11 protein-coding genes are annotated in these 18501 nt (G+C 70.9%); 9 read left to right on the forward strand and 2 right to left on the reverse strand.

All coding sequences use genetic code 11. From position 1 onward, the window contains the following. The first annotated feature begins 14 nt into the window (after nucleotides 1-14). From ACSIH6_RS20140 to ACSIH6_RS20160, 5 genes are all read left to right on the forward strand, one after another. Complete coding sequence (locus ACSIH6_RS20140; protein WP_435109852.1) at nucleotides 15-857, forward strand: thioesterase domain-containing protein; 843 nt, start codon at nucleotides 15-17, stop codon at nucleotides 855-857. Beyond that, nucleotides 854-6493 (forward strand): beta-ketoacyl synthase N-terminal-like domain-containing protein, encoded by a 5640-nt coding sequence (locus tag ACSIH6_RS20145; RefSeq protein WP_435109853.1) that lies wholly within the window; start codon nucleotides 854-856, stop codon nucleotides 6491-6493. The genes ACSIH6_RS20140 and ACSIH6_RS20145 overlap by 4 nt, the downstream gene beginning before the upstream one ends. A gap of 54 nt (nucleotides 6494-6547) precedes the next feature. Continuing rightward, complete coding sequence (locus ACSIH6_RS20150; RefSeq protein WP_435109854.1) at nucleotides 6548-11551, forward strand: amino acid adenylation domain-containing protein; 5004 nt, start codon at nucleotides 6548-6550, stop codon at nucleotides 11549-11551. Beyond that, on the forward strand, nucleotides 11548-12921 hold the full coding sequence (locus tag ACSIH6_RS20155; RefSeq protein ID WP_435109855.1) for a hypothetical protein: 1374 nt from the start codon (nucleotides 11548-11550) through the stop codon (nucleotides 12919-12921). The genes ACSIH6_RS20150 and ACSIH6_RS20155 overlap by 4 nt, the downstream gene beginning before the upstream one ends. A 124-nt stretch (nucleotides 12922-13045) precedes the next feature. Beyond that, nucleotides 13046-14296 (forward strand): ATP-grasp domain-containing protein, encoded by a 1251-nt coding sequence (locus ACSIH6_RS20160; RefSeq protein ID WP_435109856.1) that lies wholly within the window; start codon nucleotides 13046-13048, stop codon nucleotides 14294-14296. A gap of 486 nt (nucleotides 14297-14782) precedes the next feature. On the opposite strand, the gene ACSIH6_RS20165 is transcribed toward ACSIH6_RS20160, so the two are convergent. Then, entirely contained in the window at nucleotides 14783-15580 is a 798-nt protein-coding gene (locus tag ACSIH6_RS20165; protein WP_435109857.1) for a helix-turn-helix transcriptional regulator, read from the reverse strand. A 177-nt stretch (nucleotides 15581-15757) separates the two neighbouring features. Here ACSIH6_RS20165 and ACSIH6_RS20170 point away from each other — a divergent pair, with 177 nt between their 5' ends. The 4 genes from ACSIH6_RS20170 to ACSIH6_RS20185 all read left to right on the forward strand — a co-directional run bounded on the left by ACSIH6_RS20170 (nucleotide 15758) and on the right by ACSIH6_RS20185 (nucleotide 17090). Beyond that, nucleotides 15758-16093 carry a hypothetical protein gene (locus ACSIH6_RS20170; protein ID WP_435109858.1) on the forward strand — a complete coding sequence of 112 codons (336 nt, stop codon included), beginning with the start codon at nucleotides 15758-15760 and terminating at the stop codon, nucleotides 16091-16093. A 41-nt stretch (nucleotides 16094-16134) separates the two neighbouring features. Beyond that, nucleotides 16135-16278, forward strand: coding sequence for a hypothetical protein (locus tag ACSIH6_RS20175; protein ID WP_435109859.1), 144 nt, complete (start codon nucleotides 16135-16137; stop codon nucleotides 16276-16278). Nucleotides 16279-16347: 69 nt separating this feature from the next. Continuing rightward, nucleotides 16348-16692 (forward strand): nuclear transport factor 2 family protein, encoded by a 345-nt coding sequence (locus ACSIH6_RS20180; RefSeq protein ID WP_435109860.1) that lies wholly within the window; start codon nucleotides 16348-16350, stop codon nucleotides 16690-16692. A gap of 110 nt (nucleotides 16693-16802) precedes the next feature. Beyond that, nucleotides 16803-17090 carry a hypothetical protein gene (locus tag ACSIH6_RS20185; protein WP_435109861.1) on the forward strand — a complete coding sequence of 96 codons (288 nt, stop codon included), beginning with the start codon at nucleotides 16803-16805 and terminating at the stop codon, nucleotides 17088-17090. Between the two features lie 515 nt (nucleotides 17091-17605). Here the strand turns inward: ACSIH6_RS20185 and ACSIH6_RS20190 are convergent. Then, nucleotides 17606-18466: a Rossmann-fold NAD(P)-binding domain-containing protein gene (locus ACSIH6_RS20190; RefSeq protein ID WP_435109862.1), complete on the reverse strand. Its 861-nt coding sequence runs from the start codon at nucleotides 18464-18466 to the stop codon at nucleotides 17606-17608. Between the last annotated feature and the right edge of the window lie 35 nt (nucleotides 18467-18501).

Here is an 18501-nt window from a genome sequence, read left to right on the forward strand (position 1 = left end):
ACGCAGAAGAGCCGATGATCAACCAGAGCGACAACCTCGTCCCGCTACGGGGCGGCGGCGAGCCCGCCACCGTCTTCCTTCACCCCGCGAGCGGGCTTTCCACCGCCTTCCGACGCCTGCTGCCGCACCTTCCCGGAACGGGTGCCGTCTACGCCTACGAGAGCCTCGAACCGGGCGGGCCGGAACTGTGCTCCATCAACGCCCTGGCCGAGCACTACTGGGCACAGTTGCGCGGGGAGGGCCACGAACAGCTGGTCCTCGTCGGATGGTCGTTCGGCGGACCGGTCGCCGTGGCCATGGCCTCCCTCGCCGAGGCGGAGGGCCACACGGTCCTGGGAACCGTGGCCATCGATTCGGGGACCCCCGAACTCCTGAGCTCCCGGGACGAGTCGCTCCTCGGAAAACTCGCCGGGCTCTTCGAGCTCGATCCGTCGTCGTTCCCCGACCACGAGAGCACACGAACGGTCGATACCGCGTTGGCGGCGATCACGGCCAGGCTCAGGGTGGACCGGGGCATGGACACCCTCGAGGTCGACGACCTCCGTCCGTTCGTCGACACGTATTTCTGGCACCTGGACGCCGCACGGGAGGGCTGGGACGCGAAGTGCCCCCAGGCTCCCTTCCTCCTCATGAGGGGACGCGACGAGCACGGCTGGAAGGACTCTCCCGAGGATCTGGGCTGGTCGGCTGTGCTCGGGACCCCACCGGCGACCGTCTGGCTGCCCGGTACCCACTACAGCCTGATGAGCGCGGACAACGTGCCGTCCCTCGCGGGGGCGCTGGCTCCTCTGATCGACCCCCGAGGAGAGGCCGGGCCGCCCACCGACGAGCCTTCGAGCAAGGGAGAGTCCGCATGAGCGAGGCCGGTTACGACCCGGAGTACGACATCGCGGTGGTCGGGATGTCCGGCAGGTTTCCCCAGGCCCCGGACGTCGCCTCCTTCTGGTCCGCCTGCCGGGACGGCGTGGAGTGCGTCACCCGGTGGGAGGGCCCGTCAGGAGCACCGGGCCGGGTGCTCGCGGGTGGCCTGCTCTCCGGCCAGGACCTGTTCGACGCCGAGGCCTTCGGTATGGCCCCCGCCGAGGCCGAACTGCTCGACCCCCAGCACCGGTTGTTCCTGGAGATCTGCTGGGAGGCCCTCGAGGCGGCGGCCGTCGTACCGGGCGGCGCCGACCTGGTCTCGGTGTACGCGGCCGCCGCGCCGAGCCTTTACAACCCCCTTCCCACGGACCCGGGGGACGAGAACGCGCGCTACCAGCAGATGATCGCGAACAGCCCGGACTTCCTCGCCACCCGGGTCAGCTACCTCCTGGACCTTCGGGGCGAGGCGATCAACGTGCAGACGGCCTGTTCCTCGTCGCTCGTGGCCGTCCACATGGCCTGCCAGAGCCTGCGTTCGGGGCAGAGCGACGTCGCCCTGGCCGGGGGCGTGTCCGTGAACCCGGACCAGCACCTGGGCTACGTACACCAGAAGGGCATGATCGCCTCTCCGGACGGCAGGTGCCTGCCGTTCGACGCCCAGGCCCGGGGTGCCGTTCCAGGCAACGGTGGCGCGGTGGTCGTCCTCCAGCGCCTCGGCGACGCTCTGGCGTCTGGTCGACCGGTCCATGCCATCGTTCGTGGGAGCGCCGTCAACAACGACGGGCGTGCCAAGTCGGGTTTCATGGCGCCGAACACACGGGGCCAGTCCGAGGCGATCGCCACCGCACTGGCCGCCGCGGACGTACCGGCGGAGAGTATCGGATACCTGGAGGCGCACGGAACGGGGACGCGACTGGGCGACCCCATCGAACTCCAGGCGGCCCGGTCCGCCTTCGGCCTGTTCACGGACCGGACCGAGTTCTGCGCCCTGGGGTCCCTCAAGGCCAATTTCGGGCACCTCGACCGCGCGGCCGGGGTCGCCGGCCTGGTCAAGGCCGTGCATGTCGTGCAGGAAGGCGTCATTCCGCCCCTGGTCGGCTTCGACAGCCCCAACCCGGAGTTGGACCTGGAGCAGTCCCCGTTCCGGGTGCCCCGGTCGACGGAAACGGGTCCGTGGCCGACGGCCGACGCCCGTCGTGCGGGAGTGAGCTCCTTCGGGGTGGGTGGCACGAACGCTCACGTCATCGTCGAGAACTACTCTCCGGCCCGGGAACCCGGGCACGGCCGCCCGGCCGGGGAGGGCGTGGAGCGGGCGCCGCTCGCCCTACCGCTCTCCGCCCACAGCCCGGCCTCGCTGGCCAGGAGCGCCACCAACCTGGCCGCCCATGTCGAAGCGTCCGGCCAGCGGCTCAGCGAGGTCGCGCACACGCTCACCTCCGGGCGCCGGGACCTGGCGTATCGCACCGTCGCGGTCGCCGGGGACCGCGCGGGGGCGGCGCGTGCCCTGAGCGAACCGACGGACGTGCGGCCGGTCCCCGGGCAGGCCCCCTCCCAGGTCTTCCTTTTCCCCGGACAGGGGGCGGAGGTGGTCTACCGCCCCCAGGAACTGTGCGCTCGTTTCCCCGTCTTCGAGGAGGAGGTCGGTCTGTTCGCGGATGCGCACGGCATGTCCAGCCGTGAGCTTCTGGCGGGAGTGAGCGGCGATGAACCGGAGATCCGCGCCCTGGCCTACCAGCCCTCCCTCATAGCGGTGCAGGTGGCCCTGGCCCGTCTCCTGGAGGAGCTCGGGGTGACGGCGGACGCGCTGTGCGGGAGCAGCGTCGGTGAGTACGCCGCGGCCTACATGAGCGGGGTCTTCGACAGGGAGGAGCTCATGCGGGTCCTGGCGGCACGGGACCGGCTCATGCGCGCCACCCCGGAAGGCCGCATGATGGCGGCGCCGTGCTCGGCCGAGAAGGTCGCGGACCTGCTTCTGCCCGGGATGAAACTGGCGGGGGACAACGCCGCGGAGCGGGTGTTGCTGAGCGGCCCGGCCGACCTCGTCGAGCGGCAGAGGTCCGCGCTGCTCGACCACGGGATCGAGGCCCGTGTCCTGCCGGGCCGGATCGCACCGCACAGTTCCCTGATGACGGAGGCCGGGGACGAACTACGGCACGTGCTCTCCTCCGTCAGGCTCCGCCCCGCGCAACGGCCCCTGGTGTCCACGCTCACGGGTACCTGGATCGAGCCAGGAGAGATGGAGCGACCGGACTACTGGGTCCGGCACCTGTGCCAGCCCATCCGGTTCCGGAAAGCCATGGAGACGCTGGGCGAGGCCGGACACGCGCACTTCATCGAGGCCTCACCAGGTGATTCCCTCACCAAACTGGTACGGCGGAACCTCCTCGACTCCGTTGGACGCGCGGTCACCGTCGGCCCCGTGGACGAGAGCCCTCTCACCGGTCTGCTCCGTGCCCTGGGCGAGGTGTGGACCGAGGGGACCCCGGTGGACTGGGAGAGCGCCAACGGCACGCGTGACGAGCGGTTCGGGGTCCTGCCCGGCTATCCCTTCCAGAGGCGCCGCCTGTGGAACCACGTGTCGGCGACGGCGAACCCGTCGTCGAGTTCGCTCCACGCCGCGTCCGACGGCGGGCCCCACCGGGTTCTTGACGCACCGACCTGGCGGCCCGAACCCGCGGTCCCCCGGAACGCCCGTCGTCCCCTCCCCTCCCGCGTCGCCGTCCGCGCCGAGGACGGCGACGGGTTGGGCGCCGTGCTCGCGGCGCGGCTGGCCGATGCCGGGGTGGACGTGACGCTGGTGCCCGCCGGTTCCCCCTCTCCGTCGGTGAGCGGCGCACCGGGCCAGGAGGCCCCGGTCCTGGTGGACCTGACCCTGGCGTCTCCGGAACCCGCGGAGGACGACGATCCCGTCGACCGGCCTGGGTTGACGGCCTGGCTGGAGCGTGGCCTGCTCCGCCCGCTCCGCGGTTTGAAGAGCGGACCCGTGTCCCGCATGGTGGTGGTTACCAGGGGTTTTTGGCCTGTGCTCTCCGGTGAGCGCGGTGACACACGCCCGTCAGCGGTGATCGGGCTCCTCAGGTGCGCCCCGCACGAATGGCCCGGACTGACCACGTCGATGGTCGACCTGGAGGCGGGCCCTGAGTCCGCGGAGGCCGAGATCGACACGCTTCTCGCGGAACTGGCGGAACCGGGGGACCACGACCTCGCCCTCCGCGGAGGTGTCCGCTACCGCCGCTTCCACGAACCCGCCACCGTCAACCGGGCCAGTCCTCTGAAGGAGGGCGGTACCTACCTCCTGTTGGGGGGCACGGGTCGTCTCGGCCCTGTGGTGGCCGAGGCCATCTCCAGCGAGGTACGGGCCACCATCGTCGTCGCTGGACGCGACCCTGACCGGTCCCCCAGCGGTCACGGGCGCGCGCTGCTCGACTCGGCCCGCGAGCGCGGCTGCACCATCGTGCTCCGGGCACTGGACGCGGCCGACCCCGTCGCGCTGGAACACGCGGTCGACGAGCTCACCGCCGAGCACGGGCGTGTGGACGGTGTCTTCCACCTGGCCGCGCACACAGCGGTCGAGGATTTCCCGTTGTTGACCGACCTGACCCCGGAGTCCGCGGTCTCGCTCACGGAGGCGAAGGTGATGAGCGCCGCCGCTCTGCGCCGAGCGCTCGGCGAACACGACTACGACTTCGTCGTCCTCTTCTCCTCGGTCTCGACGATCATCGGGGCGCTGCGTTTCGGTGCCTACGCGAGTTCCAACGCCTACCTGGACGCGCTCGCGGTGGAGATGAGCGCGGTGAGTGGCCGCAGGTGGATCTCCGCGGTCTGGGACGGGTGGAGCGCCGACGGGATCGCGAGCACCAGAGGACTCGGTTCTCTGGACGGCGCCGAGCTGTTGCGCAGGACCCTGCGCGCCGAGCAGCCGGTGGTGGTTCCGGCGGTACGCGGAGCGGAGTCCCAGCGGGCGGCCGTGCGGGCGGAACTGGCCGAGGTCGCCGAGGCCGCGCGGCTCCGCGGGGAGGACGCGTCCGGGAACTCGACCGCGGACGCCATCCTGCTGACGGTCCGTGAGATCAGCGGACACCAGCGAGTGGACCTCCGGCAGAGTTTCGCGGGGCTCGGTATCGACTCCCTGCAGATGATGCAGATCGCCGCCCGGCTGCGTCCCCTCCTGGGCGAGCACGTGTCACTGGGCGGGCTTCTGTCAGCCGGGTCGGTGGCCGACATCGTCGCCCTGGCCGAGGCCGACGTGCGAGAGCCAGCGGCCGCGGAAGCCGCCGCCCGTGTCGGGAAGGGCACCCTGTCCAGCGTGCAGCAGCGTCTGTGGTACCTGCATCAGCTCACACCCGACAGCAGCGACTACAACGTCCCGTTCGGCTGGGTCCTGCCCGGTGGCACCACTGTCGAGCAGGCGCGCGGAGCCGTGCGCGAGGTCCTTCTGCGCCACGACGTGCTGCGCTCCGGCTACCGGCCTGACGAGGAGCAGGTTCCCCGGCGCTTCGTGGGCGACGTCGACGACACACCCGTCGAGGAGGTGGTTCTGGACCCCCGCGGCCACGGGAGTTCCTTCGGGGCCGTCGCCCGCGCCTTCGTGGACCGCCCGATCGATCTGGCGTCCTTCTCCACACGCGTGCTCATCGCGCATGGCCCGGAGACCCCGGTACACATCCTGTTCGTCTGCCATCACGCCTCGGTGGACGCCTGGTCCATCAAGATCATCCAGGAGGACCTGGAGAGCGGTCTGGAGGGTGGGACGCCCTCGGAGACGAAACCCCGGGGAAGCTACCGCGACTTCGTCCAGTGGGAGCACGACCTGCGCGCGGCCCCCGGGTACGAGGACCGCCTCGACTACTGGAAGGGCCGTCTGGAGGGCTTGGAGCCGACCGTGCCGCCAGCCGACGCCGAGATCGCCGAGGACACTCACCGGCGGGTGGCGGTGGCGACCCGCCTCCTGTCACCGGAGACGCTCGAAAAGCTGCGCCGCAGCGTCCGTGCGGCCGACGCCACCCTCTACACCGCGGGGCTGACCGGGCTCGCCCTGGCTCTCTCCCGGTGGTGCGGTGGGTCGGAGGTCGTCATCGGCACCAACCTCGCCAACCGCGCCCGTGCGGACTTCGAGGACATCGTGGGCATGTTCGTTGACCCGGTCGTCCTGAGGCTGGCACCGGGAGAGGACGCAGGGGACGCGGACGGTCCGGCTCCCACCCTCGACACGGCGCTGCGCCGGACCAGGGCCGTGTTCGGCGAAGCGCTCACCCACTCCGACGTGCCGTATCTGGACCTGGTCCACCACATGGGCAGCGGGGGCGGCGACCAGGACAATCCCTTGTTCTCCGTCATCGCCACCATGTTCGACACCGAGTCCGGCGGCGGGAACCTGGAACCGCTCGACGTTCCCCTGCCCACAAGGCCGAAGTTCCCGTTGGCCGTGGAGTTCCTTCCGCGTGGGGACGGTCTGCTGATCCACGCCCTGTACGCGGCCGACCGGTACCTCCCCGCGACCGTGGAACGGCTCTTGGGGCGCGTCGCACGGTTCCTCGAACTGCTCGCGGAGCAGGGCCCCGACACCCCGTTGAAGGAGCTCTTCGCCCAGCGGGACCCCGCCGCCCCCGGCCGTTTCACGTGGCGTTCCTGAGGCGGGTCACTCCCGCGGGGACCGATACGCCGATGAACCGATGAGGAGAACAGCATGCGTCAGGACAGCAGCGGTGACGGGGCGCACACCCTGCACGGAGCGTTCGCCCGGCAGGCCGCGCTCCATCCCGACCGGGTGGCGCTGCTCCCCGCCGACGGCCCGGGCCTCACCTATGCGCGACTGCTCGACCGGACGACCGCCCTGGCCGACGTCCTGGCACGTTGCGGGGCGGGCCCCGGTACCCGGGTCACCGTCCTCGGCGGCAGGACGGCGAACACGGTCGTGGCGCTGCTCGGCGTGCTCCGCACCGGTGCCGCCTACTGCGTGGTGGACAGCTCGCTCCCGGCGTCACGGCTCGCTCTGATCGTGGCCGACCTGGACCCCGCCGCACTGGTCGTCACCGATCCCGAGGCCGCTGCCGGGCCCCATGGTTCCGTTCCGGTCCTGTGTCTCGACGAGGTGAGCGGACGAGCCTCCGTGGCCACCGCACCGGCCACCGTGCCCGCAAGGCCCGCAAGGCCCGCACGCTCGGACGATCTCGCGTACGTGATGTACACGTCGGGCTCGACCGGGCGACCCAAGGGCGTTCTCGTGGAGCACGGGAGTGTCCTGAACATGGTGGAGTCGTACGAGGCCCTGGCCCCCGCTGCACCTGCTTTCTCCGGCTCCCTGGTCTCGCCCACGGCCTTCGACGTGTCGGTGTGGGAGATCTTCTCCGTCCTCGCCTACGGTGGCACCCTGCACGTGCCCGCGCCCTCCTCTCTGCGGGGCGGGGAGGAGCTGTGGGATTTCCTGAGAACCGCCGGCATCGACAGCGCCTACGTACCGCCAGGCCTGGTGACGCCACTGGTGGAGGCCGCCGAACGTGACGGCGGACACGGCTACGCCCCACAGCGCGTACTCGTCGGTGTCGAACCGATCCCCCAAGGGGCCCTGGAGCGTTTCCGGAAGGCGTGCCCCGGGCTACGGGTGGTCAACGGTTACGGCCCCACCGAGACCACCGTCACTGCCACACTCCACCTGTTCGAGCGGATGACGGATCAGGCCCGGCGCACCCCCATCGGGCGGGCGGTGGCAGGAAGCACCGTCAGCCTGGTGGACGAGCGGCTGCTGCCGGTGGGGCCGGGTGCGGTCGGTGAGATCGTGGTCTCGGGGGACTGCCTCGCCCGTGGGTACTGGGCGCACGAGGAGGAGGAGAACAAGCGTTTCGTCGCTCTCGACGGACGGCGTTCCTACCGCACTGGAGACTACGGCCGGTTCCTGGACAACGGTGAGCTGGAATTCGTCGGGCGCAGGGACGACCAGGTCAAGGTGCACGGCTTCCGTGTCGAACTGGGTGAGGTCGAGGCGGCCCTGACCAGGGCACCGTTGGTGAGGCGTTGTGTCGTCCGTGTGGTGGGGCGGCCGCACGCTCGGAGGTTGGTCGCCGCTGTGGAGGCGCCCGACGGAGTACGCCCCACCGACCTGCGCCAACACGCGGCCATGGAGCTACCGGCCCACATGGTCCCCTCCCGGGTGCTGGTCACCGACTCCTTTCCGATGACCGGTAACGGGAAGGTCGACGTGGACCGGCTGTTCACCCTGGACCGGGGCCGCCCCTCCGATGGTCCTCCGTACGTGGCTGCCGACACCCCGGAGGAGGAGAGGATCTGCCGGGTGTGGGCTGAGGTGCTCGACCTCGACGAGGTGGGGGCCGAGGACGACTTCCACTGGCTCGGGGGTGTTTCCCTGGACGCCGTGCGCATCTCGGCCCGGTTGCGTGAGGAGGGGGTGCTGAGGACCGCGTCCGAGGTGCTGTCGGCCCGCACGGTCCGTGCCCTGGCGGCCTTGGAGCCCGGCCCGGAGGTGGAGGTGGTGGAACACGCGGCGCGTCCCGGCCGCTATCCCACGTCACGGGCGCACCAGGGGCTGTGGGCCTGGCGGGAGTTCCACCCCGACTCGTCCTCGTCCACGGTGGTCCACGCGCTGCGACTGGGCGAGGCCCTCTCCCCCGAACAGGTGCGTGAGGCCCTGGCCCTGGTCGTGGACAGGCACGAAGCGCTGCGGACGACCTTTCAGCTGACCCGTGAGGGAAAGCTCGTCCAACATGTGGAGGGCACCGTCCCGGTCGACGTGCCCTTGGTCCGTGTGGCGGACGAGGCGGAGGTGGACGCACTGGTCCTCGCCGCGCTCGACCAACGGCTCGACGCCCGGTCACGGCCCTGGCAGGCCGAACTGCTTCTGGGACCCGGGTTCGGAGTGCTGCTGTTCGTCGCCGACCACCTCGTGTTCGACGGGGAGTCGGCCGTGGTCCTCGAACGGGACCTGGTCCGTGCCTGTGAGAGCCCGGACCGCTACGCCCGGGAAGGGGGCGTACCCGGCCCGGCGTCACCGGGTGTCCTGGCCGCCCCGGAGCCCGAACGTGGGAGGCGTCTGCGTGAGTACTGGCGGCAGGCTCTGGAGGGCGTCCAGGACGTCCCCGTACTGCCTGCCCCTCTTGAGCGGGCCGGACCGAGGACACGACCGGCCCGAACCACACGGGACCTACCCCTGTGGGAGCGGGCCAGGGAGCTGGCCCGCCGGGAGGGGACGACACCGTTCGTGTTCGTTCTGGCCGCTCTGAAGGCCTTCCTGCGACGCCGGCAGGGCCATCCCGACAACACGGTCTCCGTGGCCTTCTCACGCAGGCACGACCTCGGGTACACCGCGTCCATCGGGCACATGGTCAACCTGCTCCCCGTGCGTGACCGGGTGAACCGTGATGACCAGCGCCGGGGTTTCCGGAGCTACCTGGCTGACGTGGCGAGGCTGTTCCGCGAGGCGGTGGACCACGGAGACCTCCCCTTCGAGGACATGCTCGGCGAAGAGGCCCGAGTGACCGGCCAGGGTACGCCGGCGCCCGCCCGAGTCGTCCTGGCCCAGAGGGTCCGGGGCCTGCCCGAGCACCCCGGCCACGGTCAGAACCCGCACGTGAGCAGGTGGCCGGACCTGCCCTCGAACTCACCTTACGAACTCACCCTCTTCCTCGACGAAGGGGATTCGTCCGCACCGCCCCGCCTCTCCTGGGTCGCGGCGGGGAACGCGTGCCCCGACGGCGCCCTGGAACTCGTGGCCGAGGGCTTCGACGCCTTCTGGAGCGCGGTGGTGGGTGCGCCGGACACCGCTCTGGAGGACCTGCCCTGTCTCGGGCGGTCCGAGGAGGAACTGATCCGCCGTACGGCCCTGCCGCGGGTTCCGGAGGCCGAGGTGAGCCTGGTCGACCTGTTCGCGGACCAGGTCCGTTCACGACCGGAGGCGGTGGCCCTGCGGGAGGGCGGGCGCTCGATCTCCTACCGGGAGCTGGCGGAACGCGCGACGGAGATCGCCTCCTCGCTGCCGCCGGACCTGGCCGAACGGGGCCCGGTCGCCGTGGTCCTGGACAAGTGCGGGGATCTTCCCGCCGCGCTGCTCGCCGTGCTGCGCTCCGGTGGCGCCTACCTTCCGTTGGCTCCCGAACACGCCCGGACCCGGCTTCCCGCGCTGGTCGATCGGGCCGCCGTCAGCGTCTGTGTGACCCGGTCCGACCTGGTGGAGGAGATCGGCCTCCCCGAGGGTGTGCCACGTGTCCTCGTGGACGGGCCGACCGTCGCGGGGCCGCCGGCGCCCGGAGAGGAACCACCCCCCGCCAGGGTCACCCCCGCCCACCTGGCCTACGTCATGCCCACCTCCGGCACGAGTGGCGAACCCAAGCTCGTCGGAGTCCCCCACCGGGGCGTGGTGAGGTTGGTCCGGCACAGTCGGACCCTGCCGCTCGACACGGGCGACGTCACGATGCTGGTCTCCAACGTCTCCTTCGACGCCGCGACATTCGAGATCTGGGGCGCCCTGGCCAACGGCGGGCTCCTGGTGCTGCCCGAGCCCGAGGAGTTGGCCGACCCCCGGCGGTTGTGCGCGGCCGTCGAGCGCCACGGGGTGACGGCGGGTTTCTTCACCGTTTCCCTCTTCGAGCGCCTGCTGGAGACGGAGCCGTCCCGGTTGTCAGGTATGCGGCACCTGATCGTGGGCGGCGAGGCCGTCCCGCCAAGGGTGCTCGCCCGGGCCGGCGCACACGTCCCGCCCAACAGCCTCGTCAACGGGTACGGGCCGACGGAGAACACCACGTTCTCCTGCTGTCACCGGATTCACGGCGATGTCTCCCGGTTGCGGTCCACCCCCATCGGACCGCCGGTGGACGGCTCCGGAGCCGTTGTGCTGGGTACCGACCTGAAAGCGCTGCCGGTGGGACTTCCCGGGGAGATCGCCGTCAGCGGCCACGGTCTGGCGCACGGTTACCTCAACGATCCCGAGCTGACCGCGCGCCGCTTCGTCGAACTGAAGCAGTTCGGCGGCCTGCGGGTCTACCTCACCGGTGACAGCGGTCGGCTGCTGCCGGACGGCACTCTCGAATACCTCGGACGCCTCGACCGCCAGGTCAAGATCCGGGGGTTCCGTGTGGAGCCGGGCGAGGTCGAGGCCCAACTGGAGTCGCATCCGTCCGTGCGCCGGGCCGCGGCGTACGCGGAACAGATCGCCGGAACGTCCACTCTGCGCGCCGCCGTGGAAGCGGACGGGGTCGACGGCGACCACCTGCGCCGATGGCTACAGGAGCGGCTCCCCGGTTACCTGGTGCCTGACCGTGTTCACGTGTTCGGCGCGTTTCCCCTCACCGAGAACGGCAAACTTGACCACGCCTCGGTCCGCCAGCGGTCCCGGGGCACCTCTGTCACGAAGGTCGGCCCGAGCACCGAGGACGGGGAGACCGACTCGCTCATCCGGATCTGGGTGGACTTGTTGGGCGAGGAGGAGATCATGCCCGAGAGCGACTTCTTCCGGCTGGGCGCCAACTCCATCACCGTGCTCGCCCTGAGCGCGCGGCTGCATCAGGAACTGGGCTGGGACGTGCCGACACACGTCGTCTACTCGGTACGGACCGTCCGAGGGATCGCCGACTACGCGCGCTCCTCCCCCCTCGCACGACTGACCGAGCGTGAGCGACAGAGGAACCAGGCGCTGGCACGGGCCGGAAAGATCCGGAAAGCGACAAGGAGGAAACGATCGTGATCGACCGCGAACACCCCCCGGTGGTTCCCGCCGACGCACACGCGGAGTGGTCCGAGGCCATCGACGCCATGAGCCCCGCGGCCGCCAGGTCCCACGCGGAAGCGGTGCGGGAGGCCGCCTCGGAGCTGGGGATCTGGAGCCGCGGAGGCTACGTCCCCCTGCAACCCTTCGTCCTCGGCTCGGGCTCCGCGAACTTCCTGCACGGGATCGGGTCCCGGTTGGGGGACCTGTTGCGGGACCACGCCCTGGAGGCCTGCGGCCACGACATGGGAAAGCTGGCCGACATCGCCGAGCTCTCGGAGGACGAACGCTGGTTCGTCGGCGCCGAACGCCCCTTGGACCAGGCCCTGGGCTGCCTGCGCCCCGACGTCCTGGTGTCCGACGGTCGCCCCTACGTCCTTGAACTCAACTTCGGCACCTGCCTCAACGGAACCACCGCCGCCCCCGTGCTCACGGACACGCTCCTGAGCACTCCCACGGGGCGGGAGATGCGCCGGGCGAACGACCTCTCCGCCCGTTCGTTCTTCGCCGCCCGAAGCGACTGGGCCCGCACCCACGCGAGGGGCGACGGTGGCCGCGTCGCGCTCCTGGGGCTCGCGAGTGAGGGTGACGAGGGCTCTCTCCGGGCCTTCCAGGCGGAGGGCGACTACTTCGCCGCGCACGGTGTCCCGTGCGACTTCGTCCCCGTCGAGGAGGCCGAGGTCGCGCAGGGCTCGCTGTGGTGGCGGGGCAGGCCCTACGGGACCGCCATCCGCTACTTCATGGCCAACGCACGGGTACGCCGCGACCACATGGACTTCGTCATCGCCCTCGAACACGCCAAGGGCACTCGGCTCCTCGGCTCCTACGTGTCCCAGCTGTTCACCAGCAAGGCGCTGCTCGCCGACCTGTACTGCGATCCCCGGCTGGACGCGCGACAGAGGCGGCTGCTCTCCTTCGTTCCCTGGACCGCCCGCCTGACGCCCGGGTGGGTCGACCGGCACGGCGACCGGGTCGACCCGGTCGAGTGGGCCTTCGCGAACCGGGAGGAGGCGGTGCTGAAACCCTTCAACCTGTTCGGCTCCCGAGGGGTCCTCATGGGCAGCGCCCTGGGCGAGCAGGAGTGGAGGGAGGCTGTGGAGGGAGCGCTGCGCGAGGGCGCCCATGTCGTCCAGGAACGCGTGCGCGCCGACCCCTGGCCCATGCGCTACTGGAACCTGGAGTCGGAGGCCGTGGAGGCCGTCGAGGCCCCTGTCCTCCTCGGCCCGTACTCGGTGGGGGCGCAGGACGGCGGCTGCTTCACCCAGCAGCCGATCCGCGGGGGGGCCGAGGCCCTGATCGAGAGGGGTCACCCCCGATCCTTCGGAACCGTGGTGTCCTCCTCGGATTGAGGGCTGGCGGACCATGACGACCGGGCCCCGGCCCTCGACGGTAGGACGATTCCTCTTGACGAACAGCAGATCCGGTTCAAGACCGAACGACCACGGGTTCAGGGACGGGGAGGAGGCCCTCCGGGTGTCCCGCGAACTGGACGACGTGATGCGCGGGCTTCCCTTCACGGGAGGTGAGGACGTTCCGGTGCGGCCGCTGCCGATGGCCAGGGCCGACTACGAACACGGTTTCAGCACGGCGCGCAGGTTCACCTCGCTGTTGGAGCGCACCTGCCGTTCCATGGCCGAGAGCCCGCTCGGGTTGCGGTCACTTCTGGGCGCGGACGAGGACCTGTACCACCTGTTCGACCGGGACGAGGTCGAGTGGGAGTGGGGCGGCTGTATGTCCCGAACCGACGGGGTCCTCAGCGACGGTGTCCTGCGCATCCTGGAGTGCAACATCGGGGCCGCGATCGGCGGGGTGGTCAGCATGCACGTGTTGACCGGGTACCACCTGTCACGTTCCGACGGGCGCTTGGCCGCAGCGGACCCCCTGGCGGCACGCGCCGCACTCTTCCGGAACGTCTGTGCGTGGTTGGGCAGGGAACGGTCCGTGGCCGTTCTCGGCACCATGCGTGAGGACAACGTCGGGGACGACCGCTACTTCACCATCGAACGCGACTACCTCAGAGCGAGGGGGTTCGAGGCGGACTTCCTGGAGCCGGAGGAACTCGTCAGGGCGTTCCAAGGAGGTACGGGCGCGCCGCGGCACCCGGTCGTGTTCCGGCACTACCTTCCGGTCGAATGGGAGCAGATGGGCATCGGCACGAAGCCGTTGCGGGGTGTGATGGACAGCGGCGCCGTCCTGCTCGCGCCGGAGACCGCGTTCATGTTCCAGAACAAGAAGGTCCTGGCATGGATGTCCCAGGGCCGCCCCTGGTACACGGCCTCCGACCGCAGGTTCCTGGAACGCCACCTTCCCTGGACGCGTGTGGTGGAAGGGGGCAAGACCAGTTTCCGCGGCCGGGACTGGGACCTCCACCGGCTCCTGACCGAGCAGAGGAGAGAACTGGTCCTGAAGAAGGCCGACAGCTACGCCGGACTCGACGTGGTGGTCGGCCCCCACGTGTCGGAGCAGGAGTGGCTCCAGGCCGTTGAGCGGGCGTTGGACGGGGACTGGATCGTCCAGGAGTACGTGGAGGCCGACAGCAGGCAGGTGCCTTTCGTGCGGCGCCGGACCGGCGAGTTCGTGTCCTCCGAGGTCCCCATCGTCTACGGGTTCCTCTTGATGGGCGGGGAGGCCGGCGGGTGCCTGGTCCGCCATTCGCTCACGGAAGAGGCCGTGATCAACAGGCACCAGGGCGCCTCACTCAATATCGCGGTGCACGACGCGTGACAGGAGCGGGGCCCGCCGCTCCCCAGGCAGCGGCGGGTTCCCCTGTTTCGTGCCTGATGTGCTCCCCGGTACACCGGATGGCCTCCGTCGGCCGCATACGGCCGTTTCAGTCGAAACCCCTCACCCGGTAGGGCGTGACACGCCACAATCGATGTCATGAACAGGGTGAGCGGAGCCCGGCGGATGGTCGCCGAGGGCACGAACACACTGTTACCGGAACCAGCCGCGCACCCTGGCCCTGCTGACGACGCTGGGCCGGATGATGCCCGAGGTGCCGCTGGTGCCGTTCGCCGTGTCCGGAGAATGGGCCGGGATCACCTGCTCCGTGCGGCGGCCGGGAGCCGAGCACTACCCGGCACTGGTCGAACGGCTGAGGATGTATCCCTCTGCGCCAGGCTCACGTGGGACACAGGGTGTTGTCAGGGGGCAGCGAACGGCGCGGCGGATCGGACGGGAAAGGGCGGACCCCCTGTCCGGCGCGAAGAATTACCCGTCGCCGTGAGGCGTGTAGAGCATGATCCAGTGGTCCCGCTCAGGGTCGTGGAGCACCTCGAGCTCGAAGCGGGCCCACCCGCGGGTCGGGTGGTGCATCTGTTTGACCACGGATCTCGAAACGCTGACCTCCCCCTCCTCCCCATGGTCGCGGAAGCTCTGGCTGGTAGCGGTGAGCTCGGCGAGCAAGGAGCGAAGGTAGGTGTCGCCGGGGTACCGGCTCAGTGCCATACGGAGTTCAGCGGCCGCGACCCGCAGGAACCGCTCCGAACCCTCGTCTGCGAGCAGGTGGGCGAGCACGTCGGTCGTGAAGGCCTGGTAGGCGATGTTGCGCTCGAACGGGCCGCCGCCGGTCAGGGTCCCGAGCAACTCCTGCGCGGCCCTGTTGCGAGCGAGGAGGTCGAGCCGCCCGTCATGCACGGTGACCGGCATCGTGTCGTCCAGGCCCCGCAGCAGACGCAGCAATCCGGGGCGGATGACCGAGGCGGGAGAGGCCGGTTCGGGCGGGGACTCACCACCCAGCCGGAAGAGGTGGTCGCGTTCGGCGTCCGAGAGCCCGAAGGCCTGTGCCAGCGAGGTGAGGATCTCGCGCGAGGGGCGGGGCGCTCTGCCCTGTTCGAGGCGTGTGTAGTACTCCACTGAGATACCCGCGATATCGGAGACCTCCTGGCGGCGAAGCCCAGGAACCCGCCGACGGGACACCCGCACACCGCCCCGCGGGTCGGGAGGACTCATCGCAGCCCTGCGCCGCCTCAGGTACTCCCCGAACTCGGTCCGATCGCTGCTCGACATAACCCCCGTTATCCCCGCCCCCTGGGCCCTGGATCGGCGGGCGAACGTGGTCCTGCCGGTACCACCCTCGACGTGGCCTTCCTCCCCCGCTCGGCGTCCCGGATCACCGAAGACGCATCCGGTCCGTCAGGACCGCCCCGAACGCGCGGCGGACCGCCCAGGGCCAAGGAGAACGGCATGACCAGTACAGCGTGGACCTTCCCGATCCCCGAGAACCGCGTCCAGGAGTTCCGAGACCTCCTCACCGCTCTCGACAGGGACCACCTTCCCGGCCTGGACACCAGGGCCCGGGAGGGCGGTTACCACCGGGAACGGATGTGGCTCCAGCCCAACGACGACGGCGGCGCGGAGTTCATCGTCTACCTCGAACTCGACGAGAGCGTCGACCTGGCCACCTTCTCCGAGCGGCTCCTGGCCTACGAGTCCGAGTTCACGCGTTGGTGGACGCCCCGCTTCGCGTCCTTCGGGCTCCCCAGGTCATTCGGTGAGCCCTTGCTGTCGTGGGACGCCTGAACCGGATCCTCACACACAGAACACAAAGAACGGAAACCCTCATGAATGACCAGAAAATGACACCCGCCACCCACACCGGGCTCGACATCGCCCAGGAGTTCATCCGCGCCGTCGAGGCCAAGGACATCGAAGCCGTGGCCCGGACCCTGGCCGACGACGCACGGCAGTTGTTCATGCACGCCTGAGGTGCCACGACCCCCGACGGCGTCGCGGACATCATCGCGGGTCGCAGGCGTGGCCTCTGCGTCGCGGATGTGAAGGGCAAGCGCGAGGTTCTCGCTTACACGGGCGCGCTGTTCGACAAGTTCACCCCGCTGCTGTGGCGCGACCACGCATGGCGCGTCTCACCGGATGGCAGCGAACTCTTCTTCCACGGCATCGGTGACATGGTCGTCGCGCGCACGGGCCAGCCCTACCGCAACACCTATGTGACACGGTTCGACGTCGAGAACGGCCGGATCGTCCTCATGGCCGAGTACGGGAACGCGCTCATGTACGCGGGCCTGGGCGTCCGCCCGAACGGGGCCGAGTTCCGGGCCCTGCTGCGCGCGGTGGGACGTATGCTCTCGCCACGGCTTTCCGCCCGGTCGGGCCGATGACCCTCTCGCCCCGCCCCGCCCGGGCGGGGCGCACCCCTGTCCGCTGGGCGCCTTCGTCACCGCCGCCGCCACGCGCTCTCCCCCGACACCTGGCTCGCCCGGGAGGCGCGTTGCTCGCCCAGGTGGGCGCGTGGGCGGCGGCGCAGGTACTGGGACCTGTCACCACCGTGCTGGCGGGGCGGGCACCCCGCGTCGTCCACGTCGTGCTCCCTCCGGGCTCCGACCGCATCACCCTCCTCCCGCTGGAAGCCGCCTCGGTACACGGAAAGGCGCTCTCCCTGCACGGGGTCACCTTCGTGCACGCGAGCGAGGGCCCCCGACCCGGACCCGCGGCTGCCGTCGAAGGGCCCGTGCGGATGCTGGCCGTGTTCAGCCCGCTCAGGGACACACCGCCCTGAACCAGCGCCGTGAGCGCGTACGGCTGCGCGAACTGGCCGAGCTGCTGGCTCCGCTTCGCGGCAGGACCGGGCTGGTCACCCTCTCCGCGTGTTGGTCGGACACACCCGCCCCGAACGCTGCCGGTGTCTCCCGCACCGACGCGGAGACCGATGCGGCGACCGGCGACGAAGGCGCCGCGCCCGCCGTTCCCCGGCTCCGGGCTGTGCCGGGCGTCGGCACCGCCGAGCCGGACGGATCCGCGCAAGCCGAGCAGCGTCCGCCCGATCGGTGCGTCGGGCGAGTACCGACGATGTCGCGTGCGTCCCTGGCACTGGCCCCGGGCAGCGGCGCGACCGGCGAGGAAGTGTGTTCACCCAGGCGGGGTTCACTCCCGTGCCGAGCCGCGCACCCGGCCGGTCGATCCAGATGATCGTGCGGCGCCAACTCGGCTGACCGCGCCCAAGGAGCCCATGACGGTCCCGGAAGGAAACGGTGCGGCCCCCGGGCGCACGCGGCGGGCCTGCCCGGCCGCCCCTCACGTCGCGGACCACTCCTCCCGGCGGGCACGGACGAAGTCGGTGAAGGTGTGGGGAGGGCGGCCGGTCAGACGGTGGACCGTGTCCGTGACGCGGTCCTCGCTGCCCCTGGCGATGTCGGCGTCCACCCCGACCAGCGCCGCGGCGAAGGGCTCCGGCATGCCCGCGTCCAGGTTGCGCCGGACCAGCTCGGCCGCCGGGGCAGGCGTGTGGCGCACCGGTCGTCCGGTGGCGTCGGCGATGATCGCCGCCGCCCGCGCGTACCCGAACGACTCCGGCCCGGTGAGCACGTGCTCACCGGCCACCGGTCCCGGTGCCGACAGCACCTCCGCCGCGACGGCCGCGATGTCGGCGGCGTCGATCCAGCCCAGCCGCCCCTCACCGGTCGCCGAGCGGATCTCGCCGCGCTCGCGGATGCCCGCCGCCACCGGGTGCATCCCGGTGAAGTTCTGCATGAACCCCGACGGCCGCAGCACCGCCCACTCCGGGAACGATCGCACGGTCTCCCCCAGCTCCGCGACGCCCCGGGCCCCGGGCAGTTCCGCCAGTGAGCCGAGCAGCACCACGCGCCGCACCCCGGCGGCCCGAGCGGCCCTCAGGAACGGCCCGGCCAACGGCATGGGGTCCAGGGTCATCAGTGGCGGCACCAGGTACAGGGCCTCCGCTCCGGCGAGCGCCCGGGCGTGCGTCGTCGGATCCGCCCAGTCGAAGGGCACGCCGCCGGGCCCCGGCCTGCGACTGGCCACGCGCACGTGCGCGCCGCGGGCCCGCAGCGTCTCGGTGAGGGGGCGGCCGGTGTTGCCGGTGCCGCCGGTGATGAGGATCGTCGTGCCTTCGGCACCTTCGGGTGATCGGTCCATCTCCGCCTCCGTTGTTCGGTCTGCGCCGTTCGGTC

The organism is Nocardiopsis synnemataformans, from assembly GCF_965343085.1.
GTDB lineage: Bacteria > Actinomycetota > Actinomycetes > Streptosporangiales > Streptosporangiaceae > Nocardiopsis > Nocardiopsis alborubida.

What these genes read in the sequence shown, in the direction of transcription:
- ACSIH6_RS20140 (WP_435109852.1), top strand. Translation starts at nt 15, where the DNA reads ATGATCAACCAGAGCGACAACCTCGTCCCGCTACGGGGCGGCGGCGAG.
- ACSIH6_RS20145 (WP_435109853.1), top strand. Translation starts at nt 854, where the DNA reads ATGAGCGAGGCCGGTTACGACCCGGAGTACGACATCGCGGTGGTCGGG.
- ACSIH6_RS20150 (WP_435109854.1), top strand. Translation starts at nt 6,548, where the DNA reads ATGCGTCAGGACAGCAGCGGTGACGGGGCGCACACCCTGCACGGAGCG.
- ACSIH6_RS20165 (WP_435109857.1), bottom strand. Translation starts at nt 15,580, where the DNA reads ATGTCGAGCAGCGATCGGACCGAGTTCGGGGAGTACCTGAGGCGGCGC.
- ACSIH6_RS20170 (WP_435109858.1), top strand. Translation starts at nt 15,758, where the DNA reads ATGACCAGTACAGCGTGGACCTTCCCGATCCCCGAGAACCGCGTCCAG.
- ACSIH6_RS20175 (WP_435109859.1), top strand. Translation starts at nt 16,135, where the DNA reads ATGAATGACCAGAAAATGACACCCGCCACCCACACCGGGCTCGACATC.
- ACSIH6_RS20190 (WP_435109862.1), bottom strand. Translation starts at nt 18,466, where the DNA reads ATGGACCGATCACCCGAAGGTGCCGAAGGCACGACGATCCTCATCACC.